The organism is Alphaproteobacteria bacterium, assembly GCA_030740435.1.
In the GTDB taxonomy this organism is placed as follows: Bacteria; Pseudomonadota; Alphaproteobacteria; order UBA2966; family UBA2966.
Window position 1 is genome coordinate 42,148 of sequence record JASLXG010000094.1, and the last position, 14,396, is coordinate 56,543.

The window sequence follows — 14,396 nt, forward strand, 5'->3', positions numbered from 1 at the left end:
GCGCTAAACTTCGCGCCGACCAACTATTGCCGCCAGGAGCGCCCCTTGTCCGTTTTCGATTCGATCCTGATTCCCATCCACCGCGAGGGCCATCGCTTCGTCGCGCTCTTTGCCCTGGCCAGCGCGCTCTTGTTCCTGCTGGCCGAGCCGCTGGGTTGGATCGGCGCGGTGCTGACGCTGGGCTGTGCCTATTTCTTCCGCGACCCGGCCCGCGTGACGCCGCAGCGCGAAGGCCTGATCATCAGCCCGGCCGACGGCCTGGTGCAGTCCATCGAACGGGCGCTGCCGCCGCCGGGCCTGGGCATGGGGGATGATCCGCGTCTGCGCATCAGCATTTTCATGAACGTCTTCGACGTGCACGTGAACCGGGCGCCGGCAGCGGGCAAGGTGACGGCGCTGGTTTACACCTCAGGTGCCTTCTTCAATGCCTCGCTGGACAAGGCCAGCGAACAAAACGAGCGCCAAGCGGTACGCCTGACCACCAGCGGCGGCAAGGATATCGCCTTCGTGCAGATCGCCGGTCTGGTGGCGCGGCGCATTGTTTGCGAACTGGCCGAGGGGCAGACGCTGAAGGCCGGCGAGCGCTTCGGCATGATCCGCTTTGGCAGCCGCCTCGACGTCTACCTCGACGAGGGCATGAACTCGCTGGTGCTGGCCGGGCAGCGCGCCGTGGCCGGCGAGACGGTGCTGGCCGATCAGCGTTCCAAGGAGGCGCCGCGCAAAGGGGAGGTGCAGTAGCCATGGTGCTGCGCTCTAGGACCCAAAGGCTGCGCTCGCTGCCGGTCAACAGCCTGATTCCCAACATCCTGACCATCCTGGCGCTGTGCGCCGGGCTGACGGCGATGCGCTTCGCGCTGGCCGAGAAATGGGAACTGGCGGTGGTCGCCATCATCGTCGCCGGCATTCTCGACGGCCTCGACGGGCGCCTGGCGCGGCTCTTGAAGGGCACCTCGAAGTTCGGTGCAGAGCTCGATTCGCTTTCGGACTTCGTCTCCTTCGGAGTGGCGCCGGGCTTCGTGCTCTACCGCTGGAACCTGGCCGAGCTGGGCGGTGTGGGCTGGATCGTGGTGCTGGCCTTCGCGGTTTGCATGGCGCTCAGGCTGGCGCGTTTCAACACGGCGCTCGACGATCCCAACAAGCCCCCGTGGGCGGCCAACTTTTTCACCGGCATACCGGCCCCGGCGGCCGGCGGACTGGCGCTGTTGCCGCTGGCGCTGAGCTTCCAGTACGGCGGCGTCTTCTTCCGCATGCCGGTGGTGGCCGCCGTCTTCACCATTTTTCTCTCGTTCATGATGGTCAGCCAGATTCCCACCTATTCCTTCAAGAAGCTCAGGGTGCGGCGCGAATACGTGCTGCCGGTGCTGCTGGTGGTGGGCCTGGCGGCAGCGGTGCTGGTCAGCTATCCCTGGCTGACGCTAACGGTGCTGGCGCTGGTCTATCTCGCCTCCATTCCCTTGAGCGTGCGTAGCTTCCGCCGCCAGGTGGCGGCGGCCGAGGGCGGCGAGGGGGAGGCAGCCGACAAAGCCGACAAGGCGGAAAAGGCCGACAAGAAAACCTAACCCGCCGCTTGCGCCCCCGCGATGGCCCGAGCGGCGCGCCGTGCGCGGCGGTCCTCGAGCCGTTTCGAGGTGTTGGCGCCGATCACCAACAGACATGGCGTCACCACCAGCGTCAGCACGGTGGCGAAGGAGAGGCCGGCGACCACGGCGGTGGCCAATTGCACCCACCACTGGGTCGACGGCGCGCCCATCGAGATCTCGCGCGAAAACATGTCGATATTGACTTGCAGCACCATGGGCATCAGGCCGAGCACCGTGGTAACGGCCGTCAGCATCACCGGCCTGAGGCGCTGGGCGCCGGTTCGCACCACCGCTTCGAGGGCCGGCATGCCCGATTTCTTGAGCCGGTCGTAGGTGTCGATCAGCACGATGTTGTTGTTGACCACGATGCCGGCCAGGGTGATGACGCCGACGCCGGTCATGACGATGCCGAAGGGCTGGCCGGTGACGATCAGGCCGAGCATGACGCCGATGGTCGACATGATCACGGCGGTGAGAATGAGGAAGGCGTGGTAGAAGCTGTTGAACTGGGTGACCAGGATGATGGCCATGACGAAAAGGGCCACGCCGAAGGCCTTCTTGAGGAAGGCTTCGGCCTTTTTCTGCTCCTCGTCCTCGCCCTTGAAGGCGATCTCGACGCGGGGATCGAGCTCTTGGCCGGCCAGCCAGGCGCGCACCTCGCGCATCTTGTTGTCGGGCAGCACGCCCTCGGCGACGCCGGCCTTGATGGTCATGATGCGGCGCCCGTCGGTGCGCTTGACGGTGCCGGTCTTGGCCTTGGGCGAGCGCGTGACGAAATTGGAGATCGGCACCAGGCCGTCGGGGGTGCGGATGCGCAACTGGTCGAGCTGGTTGATGTTGCGCTCGTCCAGGGGGTAGCGCACCCGGATTTCGACCTCTTCGTCGGAATCGTCGGGCCGGTATTCGTCGACCTTGATGCCGTTGGTCACCAGCTTGACCATGTTGCCCACCGTGGCGATGTCGGCCGAGAAGCGGCCGGCCTGGGCGCGGTCGACCTCGAGTTGCCACTCGACGCCGGGCACGGCGCGGCTGTCCTCGATGTCGATCAGGCCCTCGATCCGGCGCACGCCGGCCAGCACCTCGACCAGCACCGGCTCGATGGCCTCGGGGTAGCGCGAGCTCAGATGAAGCTGGATCGGCTTGCCGGTGGGCGGCCCCACCACGGGTTTGCGGACCTCGACGCCGATGCCGGCCAGGCCCTTGGTGCGCCGGCGAATCTCGTCCATGATCTGGGCCGCCGGCTGGCGGGTGTCCCAGTCCTCGAGCTCGAGCTGGATGGTGCCGATGACGTCCTCGGCCATGTTCGATCCCTGGCTCGACGTGCCGACCCGGGCGTAGGCGGTTTCGATACCCGGCACCTGAAGCACCTCGGCCTCGACCTCGCGCACCAGGGCGTCGCGTTCATCGATCGACATGTTGCCCCGGGCGTGGATCATGATGACGGCTTGATTGGGCTCGACGTCGGGGAAGAACTCGATGCCGTTGCCCCGGTTGGCATAGTAGGCCTGCGTTCCGACCAGTAGCGCCACGGCCAGCGCCACCACCTTCAGGGGATGGCGCAGCAGCACCTGCAGCGTGCGCACGTAGGTTCCCGTCAACCCCGGCACCTGGTCCAGCGAGCCGCTCTCCGAGCCCGCCAGCGCCGCCCTGATCTCGGGGTTGGCGCTGCCCGGCTTGCCCACGTAGGCGCCCAGCGTCGGCACGAAGACCAGCGCCATGAGCAGCGAGCCCGAGAGCGTGGCCATCAGGGTGATGGGCAGAAAAAGCATGAACTCGCCGACCACGCCGGGCCAAAAGAGGAGCGGCATGAAGGCCGCCAGCGTGGTCGCCGTCGAGGCCGTGATGGGCCAGGCCATACGCTTGGCGGCGAGCGCGTAGGCGTCGCGCCTGTGCACCCCTTCGGCCATCTTGCGGTCGGCGAATTCGGTCACCACGATGGCGCCGTCGACCAGCATGCCGACGGCCAGGATGAGGCTGAAGAGCACCACCATGTTCATGGTCAGGCCCAGCATCGACAACACCAAAATGCCGAACAGGAACGAGGACGGAATGGCCAGGCCGACCAGGCCGGCGCTCCTCAGCCCCAGCGCGCCCACCACCACCACCATGACCAGGATGATGGCGCTGATGACGTTGTTCTGCAGCTCGTTCAGCATCATGCGGATCTCGTCCGCCTTGTCCTGGCTGAAAGCGACCTCCACGCCTGGCGGCCAATTGGCGCTTTCCTGGGCCACGATGCGGCGCACGTCGTCGATGGTGACGATGACGTTCTCGCCCAAGCGCTTTTTGATCTCCAGCACCACGGCCGGCTTGCCGTTGAGACGGGCGTAGGTGGTGGCGTCCTTGAAGGTGCGGCGCACCGAGGTGATGTCGGCCAGCGTCACGACGCCGTCGCCATTGACCTTGATGGGCACCTCGAGCACGTCCTTGGCGGTCTGGAAAAGGCCCGGCACCTTGACCGAAAAGCGGCCTTGGCCGGTGTCCAGGGCGCCGGCCGCGACCAGGCGGTTGTTCATGGTCATGGCCCGCACCAGCTCGCCGTGGCTGATGTTGTAGCTCTCCATGCGCAGGGGATCGACGATGACCTCGAGCACCTCGTCGCGGTCGCCGGCGATCTCGGCCTCGAGCACGCCCGGCAGGCCTTCCAGCTCGTCGCGCAGGTCGCGGGCCAGCTTGAACATGGTGCGTTCCGGCACCTCGCCCGAAAGCGTCACGATGAGCACCGGAAAGAGCCCGACGTTGACCTCGTTGACGGTCGGCTCCTCGGTATCGCCAGGCAGCTCGTTCTTGGCGATGTCGACCTTTTCGCTGACGTCGTTGAAGGCCTGGTCGGCGTCGAAACCGGCCTCGAATTCGAGCAGCACCGAAGCGTGTCCCTCGGCCGCCGTCGAGCGCATCTCCTTGACGCCCTCGATGGCGCGCAGCTCTTTCTCCATGGGCCGTACCAGCAGGCGCTCGGCGTCCTCGGGCGATATGCCTTCGTGGCTCATGGAGACGTAGATGATGGGAATGTCGATATCGGGATCGGATTCCTTGGGAATGTTGACGTAGGCGACGACGCCGCTGACCAGGATCAGCACCAGCGTCAGCAGCACCGTGCGCGAGCGGTCGAGGGCGGCGTTGATGATGGTGTTCATGAGTTCGAGCCGGCCTCGTCCACCGCTGTCACGCGCTCGCCCGGGCGCACGAATTCCTGACCCACGGTGATGGCCCGGACGCTCTCGGGCAGGCCGGCCAGCCAGACGCCCATGGCGCCGGCGCTGAAGATGCGCACCGGGTGAAACTCGACGACGCCCTCGGAATTGACCGTCTTGAGACCGATGACGCCGCCATCATCGAGCGTCAAAAGGGCCGGCGAGACGAAATGGGCGGACAGGGTTTCGACGGCGATGCGCAACTCGGCTGTGAGGCCGTCGCGCAACAGGCGCTTGGCGTTGGGCACACGCAACTCGACGCGGAAGGTGCGGGTCAGGGGATCGGCCTTGGTGGCGATGAAACGCAGCTTGCCGCTCATCTCCTGGCCGCCCGGCAGCCGCGCCGTGCCCGGCATACCGCGGCGCAGGTAGCTGACCTCGCGCTCCGATACCTGGCCCACCACCAGGTAGGGATCCTGGTCGACGATGGTGGCGACCACCGAGCCCACCTTTAGGAAGTCACCAAGTTCCACCGGGCGGCGCTCGACGATGCCGGCGAAGGGCGCGCGGATCTCGGTGTGGTCGATATTGACCTCGATGCGGGCAACGTAAGCCGAGGCCGCCTCCAGATTGGCCGTCGCCGCCGCCAGTTGGGTTTCGGCGCGGAAGCCTTTTTTCCTGAGTTTGGCCGCCGCGTCGTATTCCATCTGGCGCTGGCTGACCAGGGCCTTGGCCTCGATCAGCTTTTCCTGGCGATCCTCCATGGCCAGGTGAACGATGGTGTCGCCGCGCCGCACCTTTTGGCCCTTGACGGCGATGATCTTGCTGATGCGGCCGGGGATCTCGGCCTTCAGGTCGACGCTGCGGATGGCCTCGGTGCGGCCGCGCAGCACGATGTCACGGCTGCGTTGCTCGGCCCTCAGCGTGCGCACCCGCACGTGCGTCGGCTCGGCCGCCGCGGTCTGCGTCTCCGTCGCCCCCGCCGTCGTCGGCGCGGTGGCCGGAGCCGGCCCCTCCTTGGCGCCATTCATCTGTCCCGAAATCACCCAGCCGGCGGCAACCAGAGCGATGGCCAGGGCCAGCAGATAGGAGCGGTTCATGCTCGGTTTCTCCTGCGAAGGAAGCGGCGCGGGGTCATTCGGCGACCTCGGCCTGGGCGCGCAACGATTCACCGACGATGCGGTGGCGGTTTTCCTCGAGATAACGCAGCGCCGCAGCGTAGACGGCGCAGCCGAAGCCGCGCACGAAGTCGGCGCTGGCGGAATCGTTTTCGCGGCTGCAGCAAAGCTCGTCGAGCGAGCTGCGATAGTCCTCGATGCGGTGGCCGACAAGTTCGTCGACGTGGGCCGCCGGCAGCAGTTCGGCAAACAGCATGGTGACCAGGAAATCCGAGCGGATGCGATCCCGGCTAGGCGGCTCGTGCAACTGCTGCACCAGTTCGAGCCGGCCGCCAGGCGTGATGTGGTAGACCTTCTTGTCGGGCCTGCCCCGTTGCGTCAGTTCGGTGCACTCGACCAGGCTCTCTTCGGTCAATTTGCCCAGCGCCGGGTAGATCGAGCCGAAGCTGGCGTCATAGAAATGGCGGAACGGTCCCTCGAGCTGCTTCTTGATCTCGTAGCCCGAGGCGTCGCCGAAGGAGAGGATTCCGAGGCAAAGCGTCTTGATGTTCATGGCACCCGGTAATTTCCCTAAGTACAAAACGACATATATCGAATTGCTATATAGGGGTTGCCGGCGTCAGTGCAAGGTTAAATTCGTTGCCTAAAGCGGCGCCAGGGCGCAGGCCAGGCGGATGTGGACCTGGAGGTGGTAGGCGCCTTCCTTGAGATAGGGCGCGAAAGCGGCCACCACGGCTGTCTCGATGGCCTGGCGTTCGTCCGCCGACAGGCTCTCGAGCTTGGCGCCGAAGGCCATTTCCAGGTTGGGCCGCCAGAAGGGCTTGGAGGGATCGAGGCGGGGCGAGAAGCGCAGCTCGCGCTCCTCGATCCGGTCGAGGCCGGCGGCCGCCATCAGCGGCGCCACGCTGCCCTCGTCGGCGAAGCGGAATTGGGCGCTGTCGGGGCCGCTGTCGTCCTCGCCCAAAAGCTCCGGCACCACCGTTTTCATGACGTCGTGGAGGGTGTTTTCGTGTCGCTGCCCCCAGACCATGAAGGCCAGCCGGCTGCCCGGGCGCAATACCCGCCGGGCCTCGCTTAGCGCCTTGATAGGCTCGTCGATGAACATCAGGCCGAAGCGGCAGGTCAAGGCGTCGAAGGTGTTGTCCGGGAAGGGCAGGGCCTGCATGTCGGCGACTTCGAAGGAAATATTCGCAAGCCCTGCCTTTTGTGCCCGACGGGCGGCGCCGGCGAACATCTCGGATGAGAGGTCGGTGGCCGTGACGTGGCCCTCGGGGCCGACCAAGGTGGCGGCGCTGAGCGCCGGCTCGCCGACACCGCAGGCTAGGTCGAGAACCTGCCGACCGGGGCCGACGCCGGCCGCTTCGAGCAGCGGCTGGTTGAAACGATGTGACTGGCGGGCCAGCGTCTCGGCCCACTTTTCCCAATATTCGGCCTTGTCGTCGTAGGCGGCTGCGGTCATAGCCCGTATCGGCTCCAGGTTTTGCCGCCGTCACGGCTCTCGAAGATCTTCATGTACTGGCTGACGACGAAAAGGTGCTTGGCATTCCGGGGATCGACGACCAGGCGCATGAGCATGCCGTCGAAGGCCTTGGCCGCCACCAGCCGGCGCCAGGCACCGGCGCCCTGGCGCACCACCAGGCCCTGCTTGCGGATATAGCTGAAAACCCGACCCTCGAGCGTGGTGGTAATCAGGGTGGCGACGATTTTTTTCTTGCTGTCTCCGCCATAGGCCGGCGTCCAGGCTTTGCCGCCGTCGCTACTGCCCAGCAAACCTCGCGGCGAAGCTATGTAAAGCACGGCTTCGTCGCCGGCTGCCAGAGCCATACCCAGCACGCTCTTGGGCGCCGGGCCGACCACGGCCCAGGTCGCACCGCCATCACGGCTGACCTGCAGGTTCAGGCTCAGGCCATAGAGCAGGCGCGGGTCGCTGGGGCTGACGGCCATGCGGCGAAAGGCCACCGGGCCAGCCGCGCCGTCGGCGATTTTGCGCCAACTCGCACCGGCGTCGTCGGAACGCTGGATGCCGAGCTTTTCTTTGCCGCGGTAAACCTTGCCGCTGGCGAACAGGCGCCGGTTGCCGGTCGCCGCGGCAAAGCCCGTGAATTCGCGCCCGCCGGCCGACAGCAGTGTCGCCAGGCCGTCCGGCGCCAGCCGGTAAAACCCCCTTTGGGTGGCCAGCAAAAGATGATCGGCCGCCGCCGGGTCGACGGCCAGGCCGTGGATATGGGTAATCCGGGTGAGGCGCTTGCTGTCGGCGGCGCCCTCCGCGGTCGCAGTCGCCACCAGCGCCACCGCCAGCAGCGCCAGGAGGAAGGGTCGTATCCTCGTGTTCATGGTCAATCTCCTGCCACCAGGCCCTCGCGGCGCGGATCGGCGGCACCGGCCAGGCCGTTGGGTGAAAGCGAAATGGCGTGCAGGCCGCTGTTCAGACCGCGCAGGCGAACCTTGTGGCCCAGTTTCTCGAGCCCGGCCACCAGGCCGACCAGGGCCGTGCTTTGCTCGAGATCGGTGCCGCCGTTGCGGTTGACGTGGTGGGGCAGGCTGACGGCGGTCTGCACGTCGAGGCCCCAGTCGAGCACGGCGATCAGGGTTTTCGCCACGTAGCCGATGATGCGGCTGCCGCCCGGCGAGCCCAGCGCCAGGACCAATCGCCGCCCCTCGAAGACCAGGGTCGGCGACATCGAGGAGCGCGGCCGCTTGCCGGGCTCGACCCGGTTGGCCACCGGCCGGCCGTCGCGCTGGGGACGGAAGGAAAAATCAGTAAGCTGATTGTTGAGCAGGAAACCTCGCACCAGCAGCCGCGAGCCGAAGGCGTTCTCGATGCTCGAGGTCATGGCCACGGCGTTGCCCCGCTCGTCGACGATGCTGAAGTGGCTGGTCGAGGGCTGGCTTGGCGATGGCGCGGGGGCGAAATTTCGGCCCTGGCGGCCTGGCGGCTCACCCGCCGTGGCCTGGCCCAGGCTGCTTCCTGGGTCGATCAATGCCGCCCGCCCGGCCAGATAGTCGGGCCTGAGCAGCCCGGCCGTCGGCACGGCCACGAAATCGGCATCGGCCAGGTAGCGCGCCCGGTCGGCGTAGGCCAGTCGGCTGGCTTCCGAGATCAGGTGCACGGCTTGCAGCGAGCCAGGCGCCAGCTCGGCGAGGTCGAACGACCTCAGGATTCCCAGAATCTGCAGCGTCGTGATGCCGCCCGAGGTCGGCGGCGGCATGCCGCAGACGCGAAATTTCCGGTAGGGCGCGCAGACCGGCTGGCGGACGATGGCGCGATAGCCGGACAGGTCGGCCAGCGTGAGCCCGCCCGGGTTGGCCGCGCCCGCCACCGCCGCCACCATGTCGCGGGCGATGGCGCCCTGGTAGAAGGCCTCGGCGCCGCCTTCGGCGATGGCCTCGAGGGTCTCGGCCAAGGCCGGGTTCTTGAGCCGATGGCCGACCGGCCAGGCCTGGCCTTGGGCGTCGTAGAAGAATCCGCCGGCCGCCGCCTGGCGGGCCAGGAACTTGTCGCGGGCCAGCAGCATGTGCAGGCGCGGCGATAGCGCGAAGCCCTCGCGGGCCAATTGGATGGCCGGCTGGAAGAGCTGGCGCCAGGGCAGGCGGCCATGCCGCCGGTGCGCTGTCTCGAGCAGGCGCAGCACCCCGGGCGCGCCCACCGAACGGCCGCCGACCACGGCTTCGAAGAACTTCATGGGGCTGGCATCGGGGCGCAGGAAGAGGCTTTCCGTGGCGGCGGCGGGTGCCGTTTCGCGGCCGTCGTAGGCCTCGACCCGGTCCCCATCGGCCTGGTAATGCAGCATGAAGGCGCCGCCGCCGATGCCCGAGGATTGCGGTTCGACCACGTTCAGCACCAGTTGCACGGCGACGGCGGCATCGGCGGCACTGCCGCCTTTTCGCAGGATCTCGAGGCCGGCCCGGGCGGCGTGGCTGTTGGCGGCGGCGACCATGCGCTTTTGCGACCGGGCCGCCGAGGGCAGGGCCAGCGCCAGGCAAAGGCCGGCCAAGACAACGGCGCGCCAGGCCGACATGGCCGTCACCCTAGTTGCCGGCTTTCTTGAGCACACCGATGGGTATCAGCGACTGGTTGATGTCGCGGAACATCTCGGTCCACTGATTCATGTTCTCGCAGCCCCCCAGCAGGAGGGCAAAACCCATGAGCACGGCTGCCAGACGGATTTTCATGCCACGACCCTATCAAATCGCGACGCCGCCGCACAACGCAGGCAGTGACCAGGTGGGAAATGCAGGCTAGAATCGGCCCGGGGGTATTGCCGGCCGAATCAAACGATGGCGCGGCCCATTCGAGGACGAAAAGACCATGACGATGAGCCGCAGGGAACGCGTACTCGCCGCCCTCAACCGCCAACAACCCGACCGGGTGCCGCTCGATCTTGGCGGCACCTATGCCTCCACGGTCTATTGGACGGCCTACGAAAAGCTCAAGCGCCACATGAAGCTGGACCACGAGACCGAGCTCGGCATGCGCCGGGCCCGCGTCGCCATTCCCGATGCCTCGATGCTCGACTATTTCGACGTCGATACCCGGCTGCTCTCGCTCAGCCCCTATGAAGGCGGCTACCAGCGCGACATCGACGAGGACAACTTCGTCGATGAATGGGGCGCCGTCTGGGGCAAGTCCGGCGACGGCCCCTACCTCAACGTCGGCGGCCCCTTCCAAAAGCCCGACGTCACGCTGGCGGACGTGGAAAACCACAACTGGCCCGATGCCGACAACCCCGGCCTCTACCGCGGTTTCCGCGAACGCGCCCAGGCGCTGCGCCAGGCCGGCGACCACGCCATCATCCTGAACATCAGATTGGGCGTGGTGCATGAGGCGCAGTTCGTGCGCGGCTATTCGGAATGGCTGGTCGATCTATACCGCCGTCCAGAGATCGCCAGCCGATTGATGGAGCTGGGCAGCGAATACTGTGCTCGCGTCGCCGAAAACGCCCTGGCCGAGGCCGGCGAGTTCATCGATATCGTGTTTTTCGGCGACGACATGTCGACCCAGCAATCGACCGTCTTCAGCCCCGACATCTATCGCCGGATGATCAAGCCTCACCAGGCCATGGTCATCGGCCGGGTGAAAAAGGCCGCCCCCGTGAAAGTCGTGTTCCACTGCTGCGGCGCCATCGCCGATTTGATCGACGACCTGGCCGAGATCGGCGTCGACGCCATCAACCCGGTGCAGGTGGCGGCCAAGGGCATGGACCCTGAACGCCTGAAGCGCGATTTCGGCGACAAGATGGCGTTCTGGGGCGGCGTCGACACCCAGCGCATCATGCCCCAGGGCGACGAAGACGAGGTGCGCGCCGCCACCCGCCACATCATCGATACCCTGGGCACCGGCGGCGGCCTGGTGCTGACGGCCGTCCACAACATCCAGCCCGACGTGCCGCCGGCCAACGTGCTGGCCATGTACGACGAGGCCCGGCGCTACGGCGGAGCGTAGTCAAAGGCGGATTCAAACGCCAAGAAAAGCGCGGACAGCCGCCGCCAGCTCGCCCGGCCCATGGCACAGCGCCGCCGGCCGGGCGGCGGCGAGTTCGTCGCTCTCGGCGAAGCCCCAGCTCGCGGCGATGCAGGGCAGCCCCACATCACGGGCGCCTTCGATGTCGTATTTGCGGTCACCGACCATGACGGAGCGTGAAAGGTCGGGGTCCTGCTCGGCGATGAGCTTGGCCAGGATGTCTTGTTTATGGCTGAGCGTGCCATCAAGGCTGGCCCCATAGAGCTCCACGAAATAGGGCCCGAGACCCTGCTCATTGATGATCGGCCGGGCGTAATCGAGCAGCTTGGAGGTGGCGACGAACATGCGGACGCCTGCTTTTTGTAGCTCCGCCAGGGCCTCCGGGATGCCGTCATAGACCCGGTTTTCGCGATAGCCCACACCGGCGTAACGCTGGCGATAGATAGCAACGCCAGCCTGGATCAGATCTTCGTCGTCGCTTTGCAGCAACTCGCCGAGCACCAGGTGGAGGGGCGGGCCGATGCAGTGATCGAGGGCGGCCTCGTCGGGCAGCGGCCGCTCCAGCTCGGCCAGCGCATGGCGCAGCGAGCGCACGATGCCCTCGCGCGAATCGGTCAGCGTGCCGTCGAGGTCGAAGATGGCGCAGGCGGTCATGCTTGATCCGCCAGCGCCAGGCGCAGCACCACGTCGGGCGGCGTATCCTCGGGCAGCGCAAAAAAGTCGCCGCTGACCGCGACGGCCTCGGCCAGCAGCGCGTGGTACTTGGCACGGGCGATTTCGATGGCCCCGAAGGTGCTCAGGTGTTCGGTCACGAACTGGGTGTCGAGCAGCCGGTAGCCGCCGTGTTTGAGGCGCGCCACCAGGTGGACCAGGGCGATCTTGCTGGCGTCGGCCCCGAGGCTGAACATGCTCTCGCCGAAAAAAGCGGCGCCCACGGCCAGGCCGTAGAGGCCGCCGATCAGCTCTTGGCCCTGCCAGACCTCGAGGCTGTGGGCGAAGCCGCGCCGGTGCAGGCTAGCGTAGAGCCGGATGATTTCGTCGTTGATCCAGGTGGTGCGCCGGCCCGGGGCGGGCTTGGCGCAGTTCTCGATGACAGCGGCGAAATCCCGATCGGCGGTGACCTGCAGACCGTCCTGGCGCAGCTTCCTCCCCAACCGCTTGGGCACGTGAAAGCTGGCCAGCGGGATGATGCCGCGCAGCTCGGGATCGACCCAAAAAAGCGTCGGGTCACGGCGCCCCTCGGCCATGGGAAAGATGCCCCGGGCGTAGGCTTGCAGCAGGATCTCCGGCGTCAGGTGGCTCATCAGGCTGCTCATCGCCGGGGTGGGTCGATGAAGGACTCCAACCAATGGATGTCGTAGCTGCCGTTGACGAAGTCGCCGTTCGTCACCAGCGCCTGGTGCAGCGGGATGGTGGTTTCCAGGCCGCCGATGACGTATTCCTCCAGCGCCCGCCTGAGCCGCATCAGGCATTCGTTGCGCGTCGAGCCGTGGACGATCAGCTTGGAGATCAGCGAATCATAGTGCGGCGGCACGGCGTAGCCTGAGTAAAGCCCCGAATCGACCCGCACGCCCAGGCCGCCGGGCGGGTGATAGTCGCTGATGCGGCCGGGCGCCGGCACGAAGGTCTGCGGGTTTTCGGCGTTGATGCGGCATTCGATGGCATGGCCGGAAAAGCTCACGTCGGACTGGGCGAAGTCGAGCGGCGAGCCGTGGGCGATGCGCAACTGGGCCCGCACGATGTCGATGCCGGTGATCATCTCGGTGATGGGATGCTCGACCTGCAGGCGCGTATTCATCTCGATGAAATAAAAGGCGCCGTCCTCGTAGAGGAATTCGATGGTGCCGGCGTTGAGGTAGCCGAGCTCGCCGACGGCGGCACAGACGGTGGCGCCCAGGCGGTCGCGGGCGTCGGCGTTGAGGGCCGGCGAGGGCGCCTCTTCGAGCACCTTCTGGTGGCGCCGCTGCAACGAGCAGTCGCGCTCGCCCAGATGAACGACGTTGCCGGCGGCGTCGGCCAGCACCTGCATCTCGATGTGGCGCGGGCGCTGCAACAGCTTTTCCAGGTAAAGCGCATCGTCGCCGAAGGAGGCCTTGGCTTCGGCCCGGGCCGTGGCCATGGCCTCGATGAGATCGCCCTCCGCCAAGGCCACCTTCATGCCCCGGCCGCCGCCCCCGGCCGAGGCCTTGACCAGCACCGGATAGCCGATCTCGCGGGCCAGGCGCTGGCCCTCGGCGTCGCTGCCCAGTGCGCCCTCCGAGCCCGGCACCACCGGCACGCCGTGATCGCGCATGGCTTTCTTGGCCGCGATCTTGTCGCCCATCAGGCGAATGTGGTCGGCCGTCGGGCCGATGAAGGTGATGCCATGGGCCGTTACGATCTCGGCGAAATGGGCGTTTTCCGAAAGAAACCCATAGCCCGGGTGGATGGCGTCGGCGTCGGTGATCTCGGCCGCCGAGATGACGGCCGGGATGTTGAGGTAGCTTTGGCTGGCCGCCGGCGGGCCGATGCAGACGGCCTCGTCGGCCAGGCGCACGTGCATGGCGTCGGCGTCGGCGGTGGAATGCACGGCCGCGGTCTTGATGCCCATCTCGCGGCAGGCCCGGTGGATGCGAAGCGCGACCTCTCCGCGGCAGGCGATCAGGACTTTCTCGAACATGATCTATTCGATGATCAACAGGATCTCGCCGTATTCCACCGGCGCGCCGTCGGAAAACAGGATTTGGCGAACCGTGCCGCCGCGCGGCGCCGGAATCGGGTTCATGGTCTTCATGGCCTCGATGATCAGTAGCGTCTGGCCTTCGCTGACGCTGTCGCCGATCTGGACGAAGGGATCGGCACCAGGTTCAGGCGCCACATAAGCGGTGCCAACGACGGGCGAGGTGACGGCTCCGGGATGGCTGGGCGGCTCGGCCGCCGCCGAGTCGTGGCCGAGCGCCATGCTGGGGGTTGGGGCGAAAGCGGCGACGGGGGCCGGTGAACGCCCCACGCGAACCCGAGTCTGGCCCTCGGCCCATTCGATCTCGGTCAGTCCAGTTTCTTCAAGTAAATCGGAAAGTTTCCGTATTAACTCTTTGTTCGGGCTTAATTTTTCAGGCATTGT

Annotated in this window: 13 protein-coding genes and 1 pseudogene; 3 read left to right on the plus strand and 11 right to left on the minus strand. The window is 66.7% G+C overall.

The annotated features are described in order from the left end of the window. The first annotated feature begins 12 nt into the window (after positions 1-12). Together QGG75_10945 and pssA are read left to right on the plus strand one after the other, a co-directional pair. Positions 13-738: pseudogene (locus tag QGG75_10945) on the plus strand (phosphatidylserine decarboxylase). 2 nt (positions 739-740) lie between these two features. Continuing rightward, positions 741-1,559, plus strand: coding sequence for a CDP-diacylglycerol--serine O-phosphatidyltransferase (gene pssA, locus QGG75_10950; protein ID MDP6067750.1), 819 nt, complete (start codon positions 741-743; stop codon positions 1,557-1,559). Here pssA and QGG75_10955 read toward each other — a convergent pair. From QGG75_10955 to QGG75_10985, 7 genes are all read right to left on the minus strand, one after another. Next, entirely contained in the window at positions 1,556-4,717 is a 3,162-nt protein-coding gene (locus QGG75_10955) for an efflux RND transporter permease subunit (GenBank protein MDP6067751.1), read from the minus strand. The two genes, pssA and QGG75_10955, sit on opposite strands and share 4 nt — an antisense overlap. Beyond that, positions 4,714-5,814 carry an efflux RND transporter periplasmic adaptor subunit gene (locus QGG75_10960; protein MDP6067752.1) on the minus strand — a complete coding sequence of 367 codons (1,101 nt, stop codon included), beginning with the start codon at positions 5,812-5,814 and terminating at the stop codon, positions 4,714-4,716. Before QGG75_10960 ends, QGG75_10955 begins: the two co-directional genes overlap by 4 nt. 34 nt (positions 5,815-5,848) lie before the next feature. Further along, a complete protein-coding gene (locus QGG75_10965; protein ID MDP6067753.1) occupies positions 5,849-6,385 on the minus strand; it encodes a PadR family transcriptional regulator in 537 nt (178 codons plus the stop codon). 90 nt (positions 6,386-6,475) lie between these two features. Then, positions 6,476-7,291: a methyltransferase domain-containing protein gene (locus QGG75_10970; protein MDP6067754.1), complete on the minus strand. Its 816-nt coding sequence runs from the start codon at positions 7,289-7,291 to the stop codon at positions 6,476-6,478. After that, the gene (locus QGG75_10975) at positions 7,288-8,166 is read right to left on the minus strand and encodes a hypothetical protein (protein MDP6067755.1); all 879 of its coding nucleotides are present in this window, start codon (positions 8,164-8,166) and stop codon (positions 7,288-7,290) included. Before QGG75_10975 ends, QGG75_10970 begins: the two co-directional genes overlap by 4 nt. A 2-nt stretch (positions 8,167-8,168) precedes the next feature. After that, a complete protein-coding gene (ggt, locus tag QGG75_10980; protein MDP6067756.1) occupies positions 8,169-9,851 on the minus strand; it encodes a gamma-glutamyltransferase in 1,683 nt (560 codons plus the stop codon). A 10-nt stretch (positions 9,852-9,861) separates the two neighbouring features. After that, positions 9,862-10,005, minus strand: coding sequence for a hypothetical protein (locus tag QGG75_10985; GenBank protein MDP6067757.1), 144 nt, complete (start codon positions 10,003-10,005; stop codon positions 9,862-9,864). 136 nt (positions 10,006-10,141) lie between these two features. Between QGG75_10985 and QGG75_10990 the strand changes: the two genes are divergently transcribed. Then, the gene (locus QGG75_10990; protein ID MDP6067758.1) at positions 10,142-11,275 is read left to right on the plus strand and encodes a uroporphyrinogen decarboxylase family protein; all 1,134 of its coding nucleotides are present in this window, start codon (positions 10,142-10,144) and stop codon (positions 11,273-11,275) included. Positions 11,276-11,287: 12 nt separating this feature from the next. Here the strand turns inward: QGG75_10990 and QGG75_10995 are convergent, their stop codons facing one another. The 4 genes from QGG75_10995 to QGG75_11010 are packed head-to-tail and all read right to left on the minus strand — an operon-like array spanning position 11,288 to position 14,393. Continuing rightward, positions 11,288-11,947, minus strand: a complete 660-nt coding sequence (locus QGG75_10995; protein MDP6067759.1) for an HAD hydrolase-like protein — start codon at positions 11,945-11,947, stop codon at positions 11,288-11,290. Then, on the minus strand, positions 11,944-12,609 hold the full coding sequence (gene aat / locus QGG75_11000; GenBank protein MDP6067760.1) for a leucyl/phenylalanyl-tRNA--protein transferase: 666 nt from the start codon (positions 12,607-12,609) through the stop codon (positions 11,944-11,946). The genes QGG75_10995 and aat overlap by 4 nt, the downstream gene beginning before the upstream one ends. Then, entirely contained in the window at positions 12,606-13,952 is a 1,347-nt protein-coding gene (accC, locus tag QGG75_11005) for an acetyl-CoA carboxylase biotin carboxylase subunit (protein ID MDP6067761.1), read from the minus strand. Before accC ends, aat begins: the two co-directional genes overlap by 4 nt. A 3-nt stretch (positions 13,953-13,955) precedes the next feature. Beyond that, a complete protein-coding gene (locus QGG75_11010; GenBank protein MDP6067762.1) occupies positions 13,956-14,393 on the minus strand; it encodes an acetyl-CoA carboxylase biotin carboxyl carrier protein subunit in 438 nt (145 codons plus the stop codon). Positions 14,394-14,396: the final 3 nt, after the last annotated feature.

Excerpts from the sequence above, each read along its gene's own strand:
- ggt (MDP6067756.1), bottom strand. The coding sequence starts at position 9,851 with ATGTCGGCCTGGCGCGCCGTTGTCTTGGCCGGCCTTTGCCTGGCGCTG.
- aat (MDP6067760.1), bottom strand. The coding sequence starts at position 12,609 with ATGAGCAGCCTGATGAGCCACCTGACGCCGGAGATCCTGCTGCAAGCC.
- accC (MDP6067761.1), bottom strand. The coding sequence starts at position 13,952 with ATGTTCGAGAAAGTCCTGATCGCCTGCCGCGGAGAGGTCGCGCTTCGC.
- QGG75_10955 (MDP6067751.1), bottom strand. The coding sequence starts at position 4,717 with ATGAACACCATCATCAACGCCGCCCTCGACCGCTCGCGCACGGTGCTG.
- QGG75_10970 (MDP6067754.1), bottom strand. The coding sequence starts at position 7,291 with ATGACCGCAGCCGCCTACGACGACAAGGCCGAATATTGGGAAAAGTGG.
- QGG75_10960 (MDP6067752.1), bottom strand. The coding sequence starts at position 5,814 with ATGAACCGCTCCTATCTGCTGGCCCTGGCCATCGCTCTGGTTGCCGCC.
- QGG75_10965 (MDP6067753.1), bottom strand. The coding sequence starts at position 6,385 with ATGAACATCAAGACGCTTTGCCTCGGAATCCTCTCCTTCGGCGACGCC.
- QGG75_10975 (MDP6067755.1), bottom strand. The coding sequence starts at position 8,166 with ATGAACACGAGGATACGACCCTTCCTCCTGGCGCTGCTGGCGGTGGCG.
- QGG75_10995 (MDP6067759.1), bottom strand. The coding sequence starts at position 11,947 with ATGACCGCCTGCGCCATCTTCGACCTCGACGGCACGCTGACCGATTCG.
- QGG75_10985 (MDP6067757.1), bottom strand. The coding sequence starts at position 10,005 with ATGAAAATCCGTCTGGCAGCCGTGCTCATGGGTTTTGCCCTCCTGCTG.
- pssA (MDP6067750.1), top strand. The coding sequence starts at position 741 with ATGGTGCTGCGCTCTAGGACCCAAAGGCTGCGCTCGCTGCCGGTCAAC.
- QGG75_11010 (MDP6067762.1), bottom strand. The coding sequence starts at position 14,393 with ATGCCTGAAAAATTAAGCCCGAACAAAGAGTTAATACGGAAACTTTCC.
- QGG75_10990 (MDP6067758.1), top strand. The coding sequence starts at position 10,142 with ATGACGATGAGCCGCAGGGAACGCGTACTCGCCGCCCTCAACCGCCAA.